The sequence below is a fragment of the Streptomyces sp. NPDC090045 genome (genome assembly GCF_044747975.1).
Lineage (GTDB): Bacteria > Actinomycetota > Actinomycetes > Streptomycetales > Streptomycetaceae > Streptomyces.
The window spans coordinates 1-15,685 of sequence record NZ_JBIVFA010000021.1; the positions used below are offsets into that span (position 1 = coordinate 1).

Annotated in this window: 13 protein-coding genes and 2 pseudogenes; 11 read left to right on the forward strand and 4 right to left on the reverse strand. The window is 72.5% G+C overall.

Annotated elements, in window-relative coordinates; genetic code table 11:
• Both ACIPYQ_RS37010 and ACIPYQ_RS37015 read left to right on the forward strand, forming a co-directional pair.
• Window positions 1-257: pseudogene (locus tag ACIPYQ_RS37010) on the forward strand (IS5/IS1182 family transposase); the annotation flags it as partial.
• 22 nt (window positions 258-279) lie between these two features.
• A pseudogene (locus ACIPYQ_RS37015) lies at window positions 280-750 on the forward strand (GNAT family N-acetyltransferase); the annotation flags it as partial.
• Between the two features lie 707 nt (window positions 751-1,457).
• On the opposite strand, the gene ACIPYQ_RS37020 reads toward ACIPYQ_RS37015, so the two are convergent.
• Window positions 1,458-2,171: an IclR family transcriptional regulator gene (locus ACIPYQ_RS37020; protein ID WP_401258607.1), complete on the reverse strand. Its 714-nt coding sequence runs from the start codon at window positions 2,169-2,171 to the stop codon at window positions 1,458-1,460.
• 452 nt (window positions 2,172-2,623) lie between these two features.
• On the opposite strand from ACIPYQ_RS37020, the gene ACIPYQ_RS37025 reads away from it, so the two are divergent.
• From ACIPYQ_RS37025 to ACIPYQ_RS37040, 4 genes are all read left to right on the forward strand, one after another.
• Window positions 2,624-4,033, forward strand: coding sequence for a phenylacetate--CoA ligase family protein (locus tag ACIPYQ_RS37025; RefSeq protein WP_401258609.1), 1,410 nt, complete (start codon window positions 2,624-2,626; stop codon window positions 4,031-4,033).
• The gene (locus ACIPYQ_RS37030) at window positions 4,030-4,944 is read left to right on the forward strand and encodes a hypothetical protein (RefSeq protein WP_401258611.1); all 915 of its coding nucleotides are present in this window, start codon (window positions 4,030-4,032) and stop codon (window positions 4,942-4,944) included. Before ACIPYQ_RS37025 ends, ACIPYQ_RS37030 begins: the two co-directional genes overlap by 4 nt.
• 188 nt (window positions 4,945-5,132) lie before the next feature.
• Entirely contained in the window at window positions 5,133-6,800 is a 1,668-nt protein-coding gene (locus tag ACIPYQ_RS37035) for a phospholipase D family protein (protein ID WP_401258612.1), read from the forward strand.
• 140 nt (window positions 6,801-6,940) lie between these two features.
• A complete protein-coding gene (locus tag ACIPYQ_RS37040) occupies window positions 6,941-8,386 on the forward strand; it encodes a glyceraldehyde-3-phosphate dehydrogenase (protein WP_361751963.1) in 1,446 nt (481 codons plus the stop codon).
• 44 nt (window positions 8,387-8,430) lie between these two features.
• Here the strand turns inward: ACIPYQ_RS37040 and ACIPYQ_RS37045 are convergent, their stop codons facing one another.
• From ACIPYQ_RS37045 to ACIPYQ_RS37055, 3 genes are all read right to left on the reverse strand, one after another.
• Window positions 8,431-9,636, reverse strand: a complete 1,206-nt coding sequence (locus tag ACIPYQ_RS37045) for an MFS transporter (RefSeq protein WP_401258614.1) — start codon at window positions 9,634-9,636, stop codon at window positions 8,431-8,433.
• 54 nt (window positions 9,637-9,690) lie between these two features.
• Window positions 9,691-10,725, reverse strand: a complete 1,035-nt coding sequence (locus tag ACIPYQ_RS37050) for an NUDIX domain-containing protein (RefSeq protein ID WP_401258616.1) — start codon at window positions 10,723-10,725, stop codon at window positions 9,691-9,693.
• Window positions 10,726-10,825: 100 nt separating this feature from the next.
• The gene (locus ACIPYQ_RS37055) at window positions 10,826-11,449 is read right to left on the reverse strand and encodes a LysE/ArgO family amino acid transporter (protein ID WP_401258617.1); all 624 of its coding nucleotides are present in this window, start codon (window positions 11,447-11,449) and stop codon (window positions 10,826-10,828) included.
• Between the two features lie 69 nt (window positions 11,450-11,518).
• Between ACIPYQ_RS37055 and ACIPYQ_RS37060 the strand changes: the two genes are divergently transcribed.
• The 5 genes from ACIPYQ_RS37060 (at window position 11,519) to ACIPYQ_RS37080 (ending at window position 15,666) form a co-directional block, all read left to right on the forward strand.
• Window positions 11,519-12,436 (forward strand): LysR family transcriptional regulator ArgP, encoded by a 918-nt coding sequence (locus ACIPYQ_RS37060; RefSeq protein ID WP_401258619.1) that lies wholly within the window; start codon window positions 11,519-11,521, stop codon window positions 12,434-12,436.
• A gap of 10 nt (window positions 12,437-12,446) precedes the next feature.
• A complete protein-coding gene (locus ACIPYQ_RS37065) occupies window positions 12,447-12,839 on the forward strand; it encodes a TOBE domain-containing protein (RefSeq protein ID WP_361751973.1) in 393 nt (130 codons plus the stop codon).
• Window positions 12,840-12,912: 73 nt separating this feature from the next.
• Window positions 12,913-13,995: a magnesium/cobalt transporter CorA gene (corA, locus tag ACIPYQ_RS37070; RefSeq protein WP_361751975.1), complete on the forward strand. Its 1,083-nt coding sequence runs from the start codon at window positions 12,913-12,915 to the stop codon at window positions 13,993-13,995.
• Window positions 13,996-14,081: 86 nt separating this feature from the next.
• A complete protein-coding gene (locus ACIPYQ_RS37075) occupies window positions 14,082-14,711 on the forward strand; it encodes a GNAT family N-acetyltransferase (RefSeq protein ID WP_401258620.1) in 630 nt (209 codons plus the stop codon).
• A 139-nt stretch (window positions 14,712-14,850) separates the two neighbouring features.
• Window positions 14,851-15,666, forward strand: a complete 816-nt coding sequence (locus tag ACIPYQ_RS37080) for a chitosanase (protein WP_401258728.1) — start codon at window positions 14,851-14,853, stop codon at window positions 15,664-15,666.
• The last annotated feature ends 19 nt before the right edge of the window (window positions 15,667-15,685 follow it).

The following is a 15,685-nucleotide window of genomic DNA, read 5'->3' on the forward strand; positions in this document are numbered from 1 at the left end:
ACAAGAGCTACGACTCCAACCCCAACCGCGAAGAGCTTCGCAAGCGCCGGATCCTGCCTGTGATCTCCAGCAAGGGCTGCCCGAACATCAGGAACTTGGGCAAGCCCCGCTACGTCGTGGAGCAGACCTTCGCCCTGCTCCACCAGTTCAAACGACTCGCCGTCCGCTGGGAACGCCGCACCGAACTCCATTACGCCTTCGTCTCCCTTGCCTGCAGCCTGATCTGCTGGCGCCGACTCAAGAAATACCGATCATGATCGTGTTACGAGCTCTAAAGGGAACATGGTCGGCACGATGGCGCTCTATGCTTCGCGACTGACCGTGCCCGGCGGTGACACGATCCCGATCGCAGCGATCACGAAGACCGGCGTGTTGCCGCACGCCACCCGGCGCGGTGTGCTGGGGTCCATGTTCTTCGCTGCGGCCATGGACATGGCCGCACGAGGTGAGGCCGCCATGGCCTTCTATCCCAGCGAGGCCGTGATCTACCGAAAGATCGTGCTCCTACGACCTGGCGGCGCAGGACACGCCTGGGAGGGGGTGCGGTTCTCGTCGTCTTGGGGCAGGACGGACTCTCTGGAGTATCTGACGGTCGCGCCAGAGATTGTGGTCGAGTTCGAAGGTGACACAGCTGTTGATCACGGTAGGTGGCGGCATCCGGTCCGTGTGGCGCGGGTCCGTGCGGAGATGCATCCGATGCAAGTACCGAAGTTCGGGGAGTCCGGCGAAAGTCCTCGTGAGGCGAGTTGAACGTGTGGTGCCGGTTGATCCGGAGTCCACGGGAGTCGAGGCGATGCTGGGCCCGGCGACAGTGTGCCCTGCCCGGTGTGATTGGTCAGGCAGGGCGCACGGTGGGCGGTGGGGTGGCGCGGTTTCTGCGGCCCGGTCGGACGGTGAGCTCCGGCCGGACGAAGCTGGGCTTGGGGACCAGTTCTGGGGACCAGTGTGCACGACACGCATTTTTCGATAGTCAGAATGTCGAGGCCACGGCGCTTCGGTGATCTCGGGAGGGTCGCTTCGGCCCTCCGGTCGGGTAGCGAGTGCCGAGGGTGTTGGGGACCAGTTGGGGACCAGCATCCATGCTTATGGGTGCGCGAGGTGCCCGTCTGTGCACGCAATACGCCCTCGACTGGCCGCGTATGTCCCGATTAGTCCCCCGGCCCAACGATCTGGGGGTCAAGGGGTCGCAGGTTCAAATCCTGTCGTCCCGACTGTGCGGAAACGCAGGTCGGAGGCCGTTCTCTCATACGTGAGAGAGCGGCCTTTCGTGCGTCCGGGGCTCGATGGGGACACGGCCCCGGTTCCCGTCGCGGACGGTGGCTCGGCCGGCGGCGGCCGTGAGTACGGCCAGGCCGTCCGCCCCCGGGACTGCTCCCACCGGCATGCCTCGTACAGGTGGGGCAGCTCCCGATCTTGGTGGTGATCGGGAGTCCGCCAGCCGGTGACACCGTGCCGGCCTAGTGCGGACGCGCCATCGCCGGGTGCCGGAGCTGCGCGCCGGGCGCCGGTGCGGGGGAGTGCAGCTTGGTCAGGTTGGCGCTGATCATCGCCGCCGCGCGGCCCAGGGCCTCGCCCAGCGGGGCGATCTGTCTGCCGTCCAGAGCGGTCGCCGCCACGGCGGCCACCACCCGGCCCGATGCGGAGAACACCGGCGCCGCCACGCACGACAGCGTGCTCACGCACTGTCCGTACTCGAAGGTGAGACCCCGCTCCCGGGCCCGCGTGACCTCGCGGGTCCACGTCGGCTTCGTCCACCCCTCGGGCGGCTCGGCCGACGGGCCGGACGTCGCGAGGATCAGCTGCGCCGCGCTCCCGGGCGGCAGGACGATGCCGGAGTGCAGCGGGAAGACCTCGTCCACCTCGCCCCGCAAGCCCCCGACGACGATCGTGTGTCCCGCCTCGGGCACCGACAGGCTGAGGCTCAGCCGGCCGCTCGCGGCCGCGAGTTCGCGCAGCGGCCGGGCCGAGGCCGCGCGCAGCAGGCGCGCGGGGTGCCAGGCCTGTCCCAGGCGGAACGTGCGCGGCCCGAGCCGGTAGCGGCCCGAGCGGCTCTGCACCGCGCCGAGTGCGACCAGCTGCCCCAGGAGCCGGTGGGCCGTGGCCTTCGGCAGTTCGGCGTCGGCCGCCAGACGGGTCAGGCCGACCTCCTCGCCGTGTGCGAGCACTTCCATGAGGGCGAACGCACCCTCCAGTACACCCCGCCCCTCTGCGCCGGATCTGGCCATGAGCGAGTCCCCCTTCCGCCCGGAGCCCATCGGTCGGATGGGCCCGTAACTCCCCGTTCGTCCCGGCTCATCAGCGAGAACGGTGGTGCCGTCCTCCGCTTCCGCCGGTCCGTTGAACGGACCCGATGATTGCCCGTGTGTTGCGAACGCGCCAGTGTGTTGTCGGTCCGGGGATGAAACGTTTCGGTGCCCCACGGGCCACAGGGCGTTCGTCCCACAACAACGAACAAGGAGGATCCGATGAGCGCGATCAAGACCAGCGCCAAGCAGTTCAAGTACGTCATGGGTGCCATGACGGCCGTCTTCTTCGGCAGCTGCTCCGCCAGCTGACGCTGTTTCGGGGGGTGGGGGCGGCCCGTCGCCCCCACCCCTCTTCTCGACGCCTTGGGGAGGCACGCGTGCTGGAAACCGGTGTCCGGCAGGTCCGGGTGGCGATGGCCATGGTGTTCGGCCGGCGGCTGAACGTCCGGGCCGTGGAGCGGCTGGTCGCCGACGCCCTCGCCACACTGGAGGAGTTCGGCTCGCTCGGCGACGACGTCGACGGACTGGCCGACGGACCGTTCGCCGACCCGGCCGAGCGCCGCGACCTGCAGAACCGCGCGCTCCAGCGGACCGTCGGCCGACTCGCCAAGCGCTCCCCCTTCTACCGCGAACGCCTCGCCGGCATCGACCTCGACGGGCTGACCACCGAGACGCTCACCCGGATCCCGGTGACCCGCAAGGCCGACCTGATCGAGCGCCCCGCCGACTTCCTGTGCAGCACCCCCTACCTGGCGACCCAGACGACCGGCACCACCGGCCGCCCCGTGCAGATGTGGCTCTCCCGCTACGAGATGGAGCTCTGGCCCGCGCTGATCGCCCTGTCCGTCGTGCTGCGCGGCGACATCCGCCCCGGCGACCGGATGCAGATCAACCTCAGCTCCCGGGCGACGGCCGCCGTGCAGGAGGACGTCGAGGTGTGCCGGATGGTCAACGCCTCGTGCCACGTGGTGGGCCAGGTCCCGCCGGAGGAATCCGTCGAGCACCTGCTCGGCCGCAACGGCACCCGGCCCACCCTGCTCACCGGCAACCCCAGCTACCTGGCCCGGATGCTCACCGCCGCACGGCAACGCGGCTACGGGCCGGACGACTTCGGCCTGCGGGCGATCTACGCCGGCGGGGAGATCGTGTCCCCGGCCTTCGCCGCGGCCCTGCGCGAGACCTTCGGGGCCGAGACCATCGGCGACAACTTCGGCATGACCGAACTGCTGCCCGTCGGCGGTCGCACCTGCAGCCGGCGCCACCTCCACATCGACCCCAACATGGGATACACGGAGGTGCTCGACCTGGAGACGGGCGAGCCCGCCGGGCCCGGACGAATCGGGGAGCTGACCGTGACCCCGTACTACCCCTACCGGGAGTGCATGCCGGTCCTGCGGTACAACACCGGCGACGTGGTCCGCACCCTGGACGGCGAACCGGACTGCGAACTCGCGGCCGTGCCCGCCGTCTCCCAGATCCTCGGCAAGGCGGGCACGCTGCTGCGCACCGCCGACTCCGTCGTGACGCCGCGCGAGATCGTGGAGGCACTCGACGGCACCCCCGGAATGCCGTGGCCCCTGCGCCACCGGGCCACGGTCGCCGACGGCCGGCTCCACGTGGAGGTCGCCTCCCGGAACGCCACCGCGGCGGAGGTGACCGGGCGGCTGCTGGCCCGGGGCATCGCCGCGCGCGTCACGGTCCTGCCGCTGGACGACGAGGAGGCCGCGCGCCGCTTCCCCCTCCGCTGTGACCTGTTGGAGCACACCTTCACCCGGAGCCACGCATGACGGTCTTCTTCCAGATCGCGGCCACGGCCGCCCTGGCACTCGCGGTCGTCGTCGGCGCGATCGCCTACTTCCGCGCCGTACGCGCCGCGAGGCCGCCCGTCGGCGTGTTCAACGGCAAGGACATCTTCCTGATGATGGGCTTCGTCCTGGCCCTGCCGTACGTCTACCTCGCCCTCCCCGGCGCCGCCCTCCCGGCCGTGCTCGCCCTGGTCTTCGCGGGCGGGCTGTCCGTCGGCTACCAGCCCCTCATCGGCAACGGCCGGCTGCGCTGGGCGCTGATCTCCGTGCTGATCGCGAGCGTGCTCGTCACCCACCTGGCGTTCGGCGAGACCGCGCCGCCCTACTGGGTGGCGAACAGCTGTGTCGTCGGCCTGGTCGTGGTCTCCGCCACCAACCTCAACGTCCAGGGCGGCATGCGCCTGAAGAACGTCGCCTGGTTCCTGCTCGCCCTCGCCGTCTACGACGCCTTCTTCGCCTGGGTCGTACCGCTGACCCAGGAGCTCGCCGCAGCCGTCCAGGGGTATCCGTACGCCCCGGCCGCCGGGCTGCGCATCGGCGAGGACCTCGGCGCCGTCGTCGGCATGGGCGATCTGCTCGCCTACGCCCTCTTCACCACCACCGCCTACAAGGCGTACGCGAAGCCGGGCCTGCGGACCGGGATCGCCCTCGTGGTGCTCTTCGGAGCCGTGGCCCCCGTCGCCGCCCTGCACCTGATCGCCCGGGCCACCGGTGAGGCCCCCGGCCTCATCCCCGCCCAGGTGTTCTTCGGCCCGGCGGCCTTCATCGGCTACCTGTTCCTGAGCAGGCGCGGCCCGGAGCGGCGGATGGCCGACGTGCCCTTCCGCGGGAACCAGGCGGCGGCCGTGCGGCCGGCCCCGGTACGCAGCGCCGAAGCGCACCCCGTGGGCTGACCCGGCCCGACGAACGCCCGGGCCCGCGGGAGCACGACCTCGCGCGGGCCCGGGTCGCCACCGGACGGCCGCCCGCCCGGCCGCCCGCCCCGGCGGCGGCTAGCCTGGGATTGCGGCACGCACGCACGACACGCACGCACGCATGATCGGAATCGGAGCGGTGCGGTGGATCCTGGGACGGGCCGGTCGTGAGACCGGCGGACGCCGTCGGCCCCGGCGGCGCCGACTGGCTGCTGGCCTCCGGTGAACGGGGCAACCCGGCGACGCGCCTGGACCGGCGCCGTCCGGACGGCGCGGCTTGGTCGCGGGGCAACCACGTACGGCCCCTGGTCCACGGAGCGGCGTACTTCGCGGAGCTGCTGGCGGAGATCCGCGCCCTGCGCGCGGGCGACCTGCTGCTGTTCACCGACTGGCGCGGTGACCGCGACGAGCGCCTCGACGGGCCCGGAACCGAGATCGGCGCGGTCCTGGCCCGGGCGGCCGGGCGCGGAGTCGTCGTCAAGGGGCTGCTCTGGCGCTCCCACCTCGACAGCCTGCAGTTCAGCGAGGCGGAGAACCGCCACCTGGGCGAGGAGATCCAGGAGGCCGGCGGCGAGTGCCTGCTCGACATGCGGGTGCGGCCCGGGGGCTCCCACCACCAGAAGATGGTGGTGCTGCGCCACCCCGGCCGCCCCGGGCTGGACGTCGCCTACGTCGGCGGCATCGACCTCTGCCACAACCGCCACGACGACGCCGCGCACCACGGCGACCGCCAGTCGCTGCCGCTGGCCTCCGCCTACGGGCCGCACCCGCCGTGGCACGACGTCCAGCTCGCCCTGCGAGGACCGGTCGTGGGCGACGTCGAGGCCGTCTTCCGCGAGCGCTGGGAGGACCCGGCGCCGCTCAGCCGCAGCCCGCTCACCCGGCTGCGGGCGCTGGCGCACCGCGAGGACACCAGCGCGGACCGGCTGCCCCCGCAGGCCGCCGACCCCGCGCCCTGCGGCACGCAGACCGTCCAGGTGCTGCGGACCTACCCCAACCGGCTGCTGAGCGGCTACCCCTTCGCCCCCGACGGCGAGCGCAGCATCGCGCGCGCGTACGACAAGGCGCTGCGGCGGGCCCGGACGCTGATCTACCTGGAGGACCAGTACCTGTGGTCCCCGCGGGTGGCGGCCTTCTTCGCCCGGGCGCTGCGCGGGCATCCGGGGCTGAGGCTGATCGGCGTCATCCCCACGGTCCCGGAGCAGGACGGCCGCCTCACGGGGCCCATGAACCTGATCGGGCGGATCGACGCCCTGGCGGCACTGCGCCGCGCCGGCGGCGGGCGCGTCGCGCTGTACGGACTGGAGAACCACGCCGGAACCCCGGTCTACGTCCACGCCAAGGTGTGCGTGATCGACGACGTGTGGGCCTCCGTCGGCTCCGACAACATCAACCTCCGCTCGTGGACCCACGACTCCGAACTCGGCTGCGCCGTGTACGACGAGACCCCGGACCCGCGGCTTCCGCGCGACCCGGGCGGCCTCGGCGACGGCGCGCGCGCCTTCGCCCGGGAGCTGCGCCTGGAGCTCATGCGCGAGCACCTCGACGCGCTGGACCCGCGGGACGGCCCGGGCGTTCCGGGCCGGGCGGGCCGGGAGGCGGCGGGCGTGCTGTGCGATCCGGTGGCGGCGTTCGAGGCCTTCGCGGCGTCGGCCGCCGCGCTGGACGCCTGGCACGCAGGCGGCCGACGCGGTCCCCGGCCGCAGGGCCGGCTGCGCCGCTACGTCCCGCCGGACCTGCCCGCCGCGCAGCGGCTGCTCGCGGCTCCGCTGAACCGGCTGCTGGTCGACCCGGACGGCCGCCCGATGGGGATGCGGCGGCGGAATGCCTTCTGAGGCCAAAAGGTCAAACCGTCGCAACCAGGGACACCTTTACGCCGCATAGCGCACGTTCCCGGCCCGGGCGGGTACCGCCTGAGGGGCCGGAGCGGCGTCGGGTTAGCATATGAGCACCGCCTAGCTCGAAAGATAATCCTGTGACTGTCAATGAGGACTCGTTCACCAGCTGGAAGAACCGCGAGGAGATCGCGGAGTCGATGATCCCGATCATCGGGAAGCTGCACCGGGAGCGGGACGTCACGGTCCTGGTCCACAGCCGATCCTTGGTGAACAAGTCGGTGGTCAGCATTCTCAAGACCCACCGGTTCGCCCGCCAGATCGCCGGCCAGGAGCTCTCGGTCACCGAGACCCTGCCGTTCCTGCAGGCACTCACCACCCTCGACCTCGGCCCCTCGCAGATCGACATCGCCCTGCTCGCCGAGGCGTACAAGGCCGACGACCGCGGCCTGTCGGTGGAGGAGTTCACCGCGTCGGCCGTCGTCGGCGCCACCGGTGAGAACAAGATCGAGCGCGGCGACGGCCGCGACGTCGTCCTCTACGGCTTCGGCCGCATCGGCCGCCTCGTCGCCCGCCTGCTCATCGAGAAGGCCGGCTCCGGCAACGGCCTGCGGCTGCGTGCCATCGTCGTCCGCGGCGGCGGCGAGCAGGACCTGGTCAAGCGCGCCTCCCTGCTGCGCCGCGACTCCATCCACGGCCAGTTCCAGGGCACCATCACCGTGGACGAGGCGACGAGCACGATCATCGCCAACGGCAACAGCATCAAGGTGATCTACGCCAACGACCCCTCCGAGGTCGACTACACGGCGTACGGCATCAAGGACGCCATCCTCATCGACAACACGGGCAAGTGGCGCGACCGCGAGGGCCTGTCGAACCACCTGCGCCCCGGCATCGACAAGGTCGTCCTGACCGCCCCGGGCAAGGGCGACGTCCCGAACATCGTCCACGGCGTCAACCACGACACCATCAAGCCGGACGAGCAGATCCTGTCCTGCGCCTCCTGCACCACCAACGCGATCGTCCCGCCGCTGAAGGCCATGGACGACGAGTACGGTGTCCTGCGCGGTCACGTGGAGACCGTCCACTCGTTCACGAACGACCAGAACCTGCTGGACAACTACCACAAGGCCGACCGCCGCGGCCGTTCGGCGCCGCTGAACATGGTGATCACCGAGACCGGTGCCGCCTCCGCCGTCGCCAAGGCGCTGCCCCACCTCAAGGCGCCGATCAGCGGCAGCTCGATCCGCGTCCCCGTCCCGGACGTCTCGATCGCCATCCTCAGCCTGCGCCTGGGCCGCGAGACCACCCGCGAGGAAGTCCTCGACTACCTCCGCGACGTCTCCCTGCACTCGCCGCTGAAGCGCCAGATCGACTTCACCACGGCCCCCGACGCGGTCTCCATGGACTTCGTCGGCTCGCGCCACGCGTCGATCGTGGATGCCGGAGCCACCAAGGTCGACGGCGACAACGCCATCCTCTACCTCTGGTACGACAACGAGTTCGGCTACTCCTGCCAGGTCATCCGCGTGGTCCAGCACGTGTCCGGCGTGGAGTACCCGACCTACCCGGTCCCGGCGGTCTGATCCCGGCACACCGTTCCTCCCGCTGTTCCCGTCAGGCCCGGCCGTCAGGCCGGGCCTGACGTGCTCCCCGCCCGTACCGGCCGGCGCAGGAGGTAGGCGGCCGCGCCCGAGACGAGGACGGCCATGCAGGCGATGAAGACCAGCCCGGCACCCTCCAGGCCGAGCGGGTCGGCCAGCAGCCCCACGCCGATCACCGGCACCGAGATGCCCGCGTACGCCACCACGAACAGCGTCGAGATCACCGCCGCGCGCCGGTCCGGCGGCGAGGCCGCGGCCACCGCGGACAGCGCCCCGCGGAAGGCCAGCCCCTGCCCGGCGCCGCCGACGAGCGCGCTCGCCACCACCAGCGCCAGCCGGTCCCACACCAGCGCGCCCGCGAGCAGGGCCAGCCCGGCGAGGAGCCCGGCGCAGCCCAGCGGCAGCGAGCGCCCCACCCCGACCTTGCCGACCGCCAGCTGCCCGGCGGTCGAGGCGAAGAAGGCCAGGGCGACGACCGCCCCGCTCACGGCCCGGTTGTGCACGTCGAGGGACTGGGCGAGGAAGGCCGGGCTGACCGAGGTGAACACCCCGAACAGCGCGAAGCCCACGAACGCGGCGATCGCCGCGGGCGCGAACACCGCCCGTACCTGCGGGGGCAGGCCGGGCCGCTGCGGGCGTACGGTGCTCAGCGGCCGCCGATCCGTCACGGTCTCCGGAAGCGCCAGCAGGACGCCGGCCGAGACCGCCACCAGCACGAGGTGCACGGCGAAGGTCAGGTAGAGGGGCCAGGGGGCGTACTGCGAGAGCACCCCGGCCAGCAGCGGACCGCAGCCCAGCCCGCCCATGTTGGCGGCCGTCGCCACGAGCGTGGCCCGCGAGGTGCCGCCGCGGGGTGCCAGCTCCATCACGTACGCCGTCGCCGCGCCGGTGAACAGCCCGGCGGACAGCCCCGACAGCAGCCGCCCCGCGTACAGCCACCCCATACCGGTGGCGCACAGGAAGCAGACGGCGCTCGCCGCCGCGAAGCCCAGGCCGGCCAGCAGCACCGGCCGCCGTCCCACGGCGTCCGAGGCGTTGCCCGCCAGCAGCAGTACGCCGATCACCCCGAAGGCGTACACGGCGTACACCACGGTCACCATCAGCTCGGAGAACCCGAACTTCTCCTGGTAGAGGCCGTAGAGGGGGGTCGGCAGCGTGGTGCCGGCCATGCACACGGCGAAGACGGCCCCGCCGAGCAGGCACTGGCGCCACCTTCGGCGATCACCGTCCATGCCGCCGACGGTAACCCCGCGGCCGCTGCCCGGCGCGCCGGGCGGGCCCGGCCGTCAGGGGCGGCCGGCGTGGAGCTCCAGCGGGCCGGTGCCCGTGGCGCGGGCGGTCAGGCAGGCGGTGATCTGGCGCCGCAGGGCCGGTTTGACCAGGGAGGGGAGTTCCGCGGGCGCGACGGTGCGCCACTGGAGGAGCTCGGTGCGGTCGAGGCGGATCCGGTCGAGGACGGCGGCGTCGAGGACGCCGCCGTCGTAGAGGAAGCGGATGCGCGCCGGACGGCCGGGCTTGTGCGACCAGTTCACGGCGAGCAGCCGGCCCGGGGCGAGATCGAGGCCCAGTTCCTCGTGGACCTCCCGCCGGGCGGCGGCCCGCGGGGTCTCGCCGAGGTCGCTGTCGATGCCGCCGCCGGGCAGGTTCCAGCGCTCGCTGCGGCCGTACGCGGGCTGGACCAGCAGGACCCGGCCGTCCGCGGCGGTGAACAGCACGCTCGCGGCGGTCACGGCCTTGGGCCGGCTGGCCCGGTGGCTGGCCGCGTCGAGGGCGCCGGAGTGTTCCAGGGCGAGGCGCCGGGCCGGGTCCAGGCCGGCCGGGGAGCCCGGCTGCGGCACGCCGCCGACGAGGTGGGCGAAGGAGCCGGTGTGCAGGGCGGCCAGGCCGGCCCGCAGCCGGGGCGCGCTGCGGGCCGGCAGCGCCTCGCAGGCCTCGTCCGGCCGGAGCCAGCGCGCCTCGGTGACCGCGCCGTCCCGGAAGGAGAGCGCCGCGGCTTCCTCCGGGGTCAGCGGCCCGACCAGGTGGACGTGCACGACCAGGGCGCGGCCGAGGTCCCCCGGCGGCCGGGAGTCCACCGCCAGCAGCCGGCCGACGGGCAGGTGGAGGTCGAGCTCCTCCCGCAGCTCGCGGGCCAGCCCGGCCTCCGGGGTCTCGGCGGCCTCGACCGTGCCGCCCGGGAGCTCCGGATCCGCCTCGCCCGAGGTGGCCAGGACGAGGACCCGCCCACGGGTGTCCAGGACGATCCCGGTGGCGGCCACGAGCGGGGCCGGCCGGGCGGCGTGGTAGGCGCGCACCGCGTCGGGGGAGGGGCGGTCGGGCACGGCGGGCTCCTGGGGCGGTCTCGTCGGTCGGGTCGTCGGCCGGGTCGTCGGCAGGAGCACTATGCCGGGCCCCGGCCGGTGCCCGCCGCCGACATGCGGTTCAGGCGCGGGCCAGCAGCATGCCGCCCATGGTGACCATCGTCGCCGCGACGAGCCCGTCCAGCACCCGCCAGGCCGACGGGCGGGCGAGCAGGCCGCTCAGCAGCCGGGCCCCGTACCCCAGGCTGACGAACCAGGTCAGGCTGGCCAGGACGGCCCCGATGCCGAAGGCCCACCGCAGGTCCCCGCGGTCGGCGGCGAGGGAGCCGACGAGCAGGACGGTGTCCAGGTACACGTGCGGGTTGAGCCAGGTCATGGCCAGACAGGTCAGCACGGCCCGGCGGCCGGATCCGGCGGCGGCCCCCTCCGTGGTGAGGGCGGCGCCCGGGACGGGGCGCAGCACCCGGCGGGCGGCCAGCACTCCGTAGCCGACCAGGAAGAGGCCCCCGGCCAGGGCGACCGCGGTCAGGGCGGCCGGCCAGGCGGTGACGAAGGCGCCGACGCCGGCGACGCCGAGGGCGATGAGGAGCGCGTCGGACACGGCGCAGATGGCGACCACGGCGAGGACCGCGTGCCGGCGCGCGCCCTGGCGGAGGACGAAGGCGTTCTGTGCGCCGATGGCGACGAGGAGGGAGAAGCCGGTGCCGAAGCCGGCGAGGGCCGCGGTCAGGATGCCGTGTGTCATGTCGTCGACCGTAGGCAGCGATGGCTGTTCAGTACAGCTAATGATTTTTACGTACCATTAGCGCTCGTGATGGACGAACTTCCCCTGGACCAGGTGCGCACCCTGCTCGCCGTGGTGGACGAGGGCACCTTCGACGCGGCGGCCGCCGCCCTGCACGTGACCCCCTCCGCGGTCAGCCAGCGGGTCAAGGCGCTGGAGCAGCGGACCGGGCGGGTGCTGCTGATGCGGACGAAACCGGTCCGGGCGACGGAATCGGGGGAGGTGGTGGTCCGCTTCGCCCGGCAGCTGGCCCGGCTGGAGCGGGACGCGCGGGCCGAGCTGGGCATGGCCGACGGGACCGGCCAGGTGCGGCTGCCGATCGCGGTGAACGCGGACTCCCTCGCCACCTGGTTCCTGCCGGCCCTGACCCGCGTGCCGCAGGATCCGCCGGTCTGCATCGAACTGCACCGCGAGGACGAGTCGCACACGACGGCGTTGCTGCGGGAGGGGCAGGTGATGGCGGCGGTGACCTCCTCGCCGGACCCGGTGGCGGGGTGCAGCGTACGGCTGCTGGGCCTGGCGCGGTACCTGCCGACGGCGAGCCCCCGGTTCGCGGCCCGGTACCTGACGGGGGCGCCGGAACGCGATCTGCGCGAGGCGCCGACGATCGTGTTCGACCGGAAGGACGACCTCCAGGACGCCTTCGTCCGCTCGCTGACCGGGGACGCGGCGGCCGGGGCGGGCAAGGTCCGGCACCACATTCCGACCTCGGAGGGGTTCCGCGACGCGGTGGTCGCGGGACTGGGGTGGGGGCTGGTGCCCGAGCAGCAGGCGCGGCCGCTGGTGCGGACCGGGGAACTGGTGCTGCTGGAGCCCCTGCGGCCGATGGACGTGCCGCTGTACTGGCAGCAGTGGAAGCTCGACTCGCCGGCCCTGTCGACGGTGGCGGAGGTGGTCGCGGAAGTGGCCGGGGAGGCCCTGCGCAGCCCCTCCCACCGGGGGCTCTAAGCTGCCGACCATGGAGTCCTACACGATCGGACAGGCAGCCCGGCTGCTCGGCGTCAGCGTCGACACGGCCCGTCGCTGGGCGGACGCGGAACGGTTCCCCACCCGCCGGGAGGGCACCCGGCGGATGGTCGACGGCCCGGACCTGGCCGCCTTCTGCGTCGAGGCCGCGCAGGAGGCCGGCGAGGGCGAGGAGACCCCGTACACCTCGGCGCGCAACGCCTTCCCGGGGATCGTCACCGGCGTGAAGCTGGGCACGGTCGACGCACAGGTCGAGATCCAGGCCGGGCCGCACCGCATCGTCTCGCTGCTGACGCGGGAGGCGGTGGAGGAGCTCGGGCTGGAGGTGGGGGCGCGGGCCACGGCGCGGGTGAAGTCGACGAGCGTGTTCATCGACCGCACCTGAGGCCCGGCGGGGACACCCCGGCGGCGATGGCAGACTGGCCGGTGATCCGCCGAAGGGAAGTACGTCCTTGTCCATGTTCAGCAACCTGCGCCGCGCCGTGCGCCGCGGCTACCGGCGGGCCGTCGACCTCAGCCACCCGGCCCGCTCCCCGCTCGGCAGCGCGGTGGTCAACTGCATCGTCTACCGGGACGGCGTACGGCAGGAGGACTGCGCGGAGGTCGAGGAGGCGCTGCGCCGGGTCCGCAAGGCGGGCGACGGCTTCGTGTGGATCGGCCTGCACGAGCCGTCCCAGTCCGAGCTCGCCGGGCTCGCCGAACTCTTCGGCCTGCACCCGCTCGCGGTCGAGGACGCCGTGCACGCGCACCAGCGTCCCAAGGTGGAGCGCTACGACGACACGCTGTTCTCCGTCTTCAAGACCGTGCGGTACGTCGAGCACGAGGAGCTGACCGCGACCAGCGAGGTGGTGGACACCGGCGAGCTGATGGCCTTCACCGGCGCGGACTTCGTCATCACCATCCGGCACGGCGGCAGCGGCACCCTCGGCCCGGTCCGCGAGGAGCTGGAGGCCTCCCCGGACCAGCTGGCCAAGGGGCCCGCCGCGGTTCTGCACGCCATGGCCGACCACGTGGTCGACGACTACGTGGCCGTGACGGACGCCGTGCAGAACGACATCGACTCCGTCGAGACGGCGGTGTTCAGCGAGAACGGCGGTCGCGGCGACGCCGGCCGGATCTACCAGCTCAAGCGCGAACTCCTGGAGCTGCGGCGGGCGGTGGCGCCGCTGAGCCGCCCCCTGGAGCAGCTGGCCACGCAGCCGATACCGGTCATCCCGCCGGAGAGCCGGGCGTACTTCCGGGACGTGGCCGACCACCTGACCCGGGCGACCGAGCAGATCGGCGCCTACGACAACCTGCTCGACTCCATCCTCCAGGCGCACCTCGCGCAGGTGACCGTCGCCCAGAACGAGGACATGCGCAAGATCACGGCGTGGGCGGCCATCGTCGCCGTCCCGACCATGGTCTGCGGGGTCTACGGCATGAACTTCGACCACATGCCTGAACTGCACTGGACGTACGGCTATCCGCTCGTCCTCGGCGTCATGGCGCTCGCCTGCTTCGTGATCCACCGCGGCTTCCGGCGCAACGGCTGGCTCTGACCTGCGAAATCCCTGACGAGGCAGGCGCGGACGCCGGATAGGGTCCGCCTGTCACCGATGATCGACAGGGAAGGGGCGGGTCGCACATGGAGCGGACGACGGGGCAGCGGGCCGGCGGCACGGCGGCGGGAAGGGCGGACGACGGGCTCGCGGGCGACCGGGTCCGGCTGGAGCCGCTCGCGCACCGGCACCACGACGGCCTGTGCGAGGCGATCCGGGACGGCCGGCTGTGGGAGCTGCCGGTGACGATCGTCCCGCACCCCGACGAGGTGCGCGGCTTCATCGACGACGCGCTGGCGGCGCGGGCGCAGGGCACCCAGATCGCGTACGCGACGGTGGACGTCGCGACGGGCCGGATCGCCGGCTCGACCCGGCTCATGGCCATCAACACGGCGTACCGGCGGCTGGAGATCGGCTTCACCTTCCTCGGCGGTACCTGGCAGGGGACGGGCGTGAACACCGAGGCCAAGCTGCTCATGCTCGCGCACGCCTTCGAGGTCATGGGGATGAACCGCGTCGAGTTCCTCACCGACGTGCGCAACAGCAGGTCGCGGGCGGCGATATCGGGGCTCGGCGCGACGCACGAAGGAGTCCTGCGCCACCACATGGTGATGCGCGACGGCTGGATCCGCGACAGCGCGGTCTACAGCATCACCCGCCCCGAATGGCCGGACGCCAAGCGGGAACTGACGGCCCGTCTCGCGCGCCGGGCCTGACGCGGAGCGGGCGGTAGCGGCGATCGCCGTGTGGCGCACGGGTCTTGAGCTGCCGTCAGCTCTGGTAGTAAAGTTTCCTAACGAAGTAGGGACGCCTCAACTACCCCACGGAGGCCTTGTGTTCACCCCCCACCGCAAGATGCTCGCGATCGGCGCACTGCTCGGCAGCGCGCTCATCGCCGTCCCCGTCGCCGCCCACGCCACCGCGGCCCCCGCCCCCACGGCGGAGACCGCGGCGGCCGTGGCCGCAGGACTCGACGATCCGGCGAAGAAGGAGATCGCCATGAAGATCGTCTCCAGTGCGGAGAACTCCTCGCTGGACTGGAAGGCGCAGTACAAGTACATAGAAGACATCGACGACGGCCGCGGTTACACGGCCGGCATCATCGGCTTCTGTTCCGGCACCGGCGACATGCTCGACCTCGTCGAGTACTACACCCAGGTCAAGCCGGGCAACGTGCTCGCCAAGTACCTGCCCGCCCTGCGCAGGGTCGACGGCAGCGACTCCCACGCCGGCCTCGACCCGAACTTCACCAAGGACTGGGCGAAGGCCGCCCAGGACGCCGAGTTCAGGAAGGCCCAGGACCACGAGCGCGACCGGGTCTACTTCAACCCGTCCGTGCAGCAGGGCAAGTCCGACGGGATCGGCGTGCTCGGCCAGTTCATCTACTACGACGCCATCGTCATGCACGGGGACGGCACCGACTCCACGAGCTTCCGCAACATCCGCAAGCGCGCCCTGTCCAAGGCCAAGCCCCCGTCCCAGGGCGGCAACGAGACCGCGTACCTCAACGCCTTCCTCGACGCGAGGGTCTGGGCGATGAAGCAGGAGGAGGCGCACAGCGACACCAGCCGGGTCGACACCGCGCAGCGGGTCTTCCTCAGGAAGGGCAACCTGAACCTCAACACCCCGCTCGACTGGAAGGTCTACGGGGACTCCTTCCACATCGGCTGACGCCCGACGCGGCCGGGGA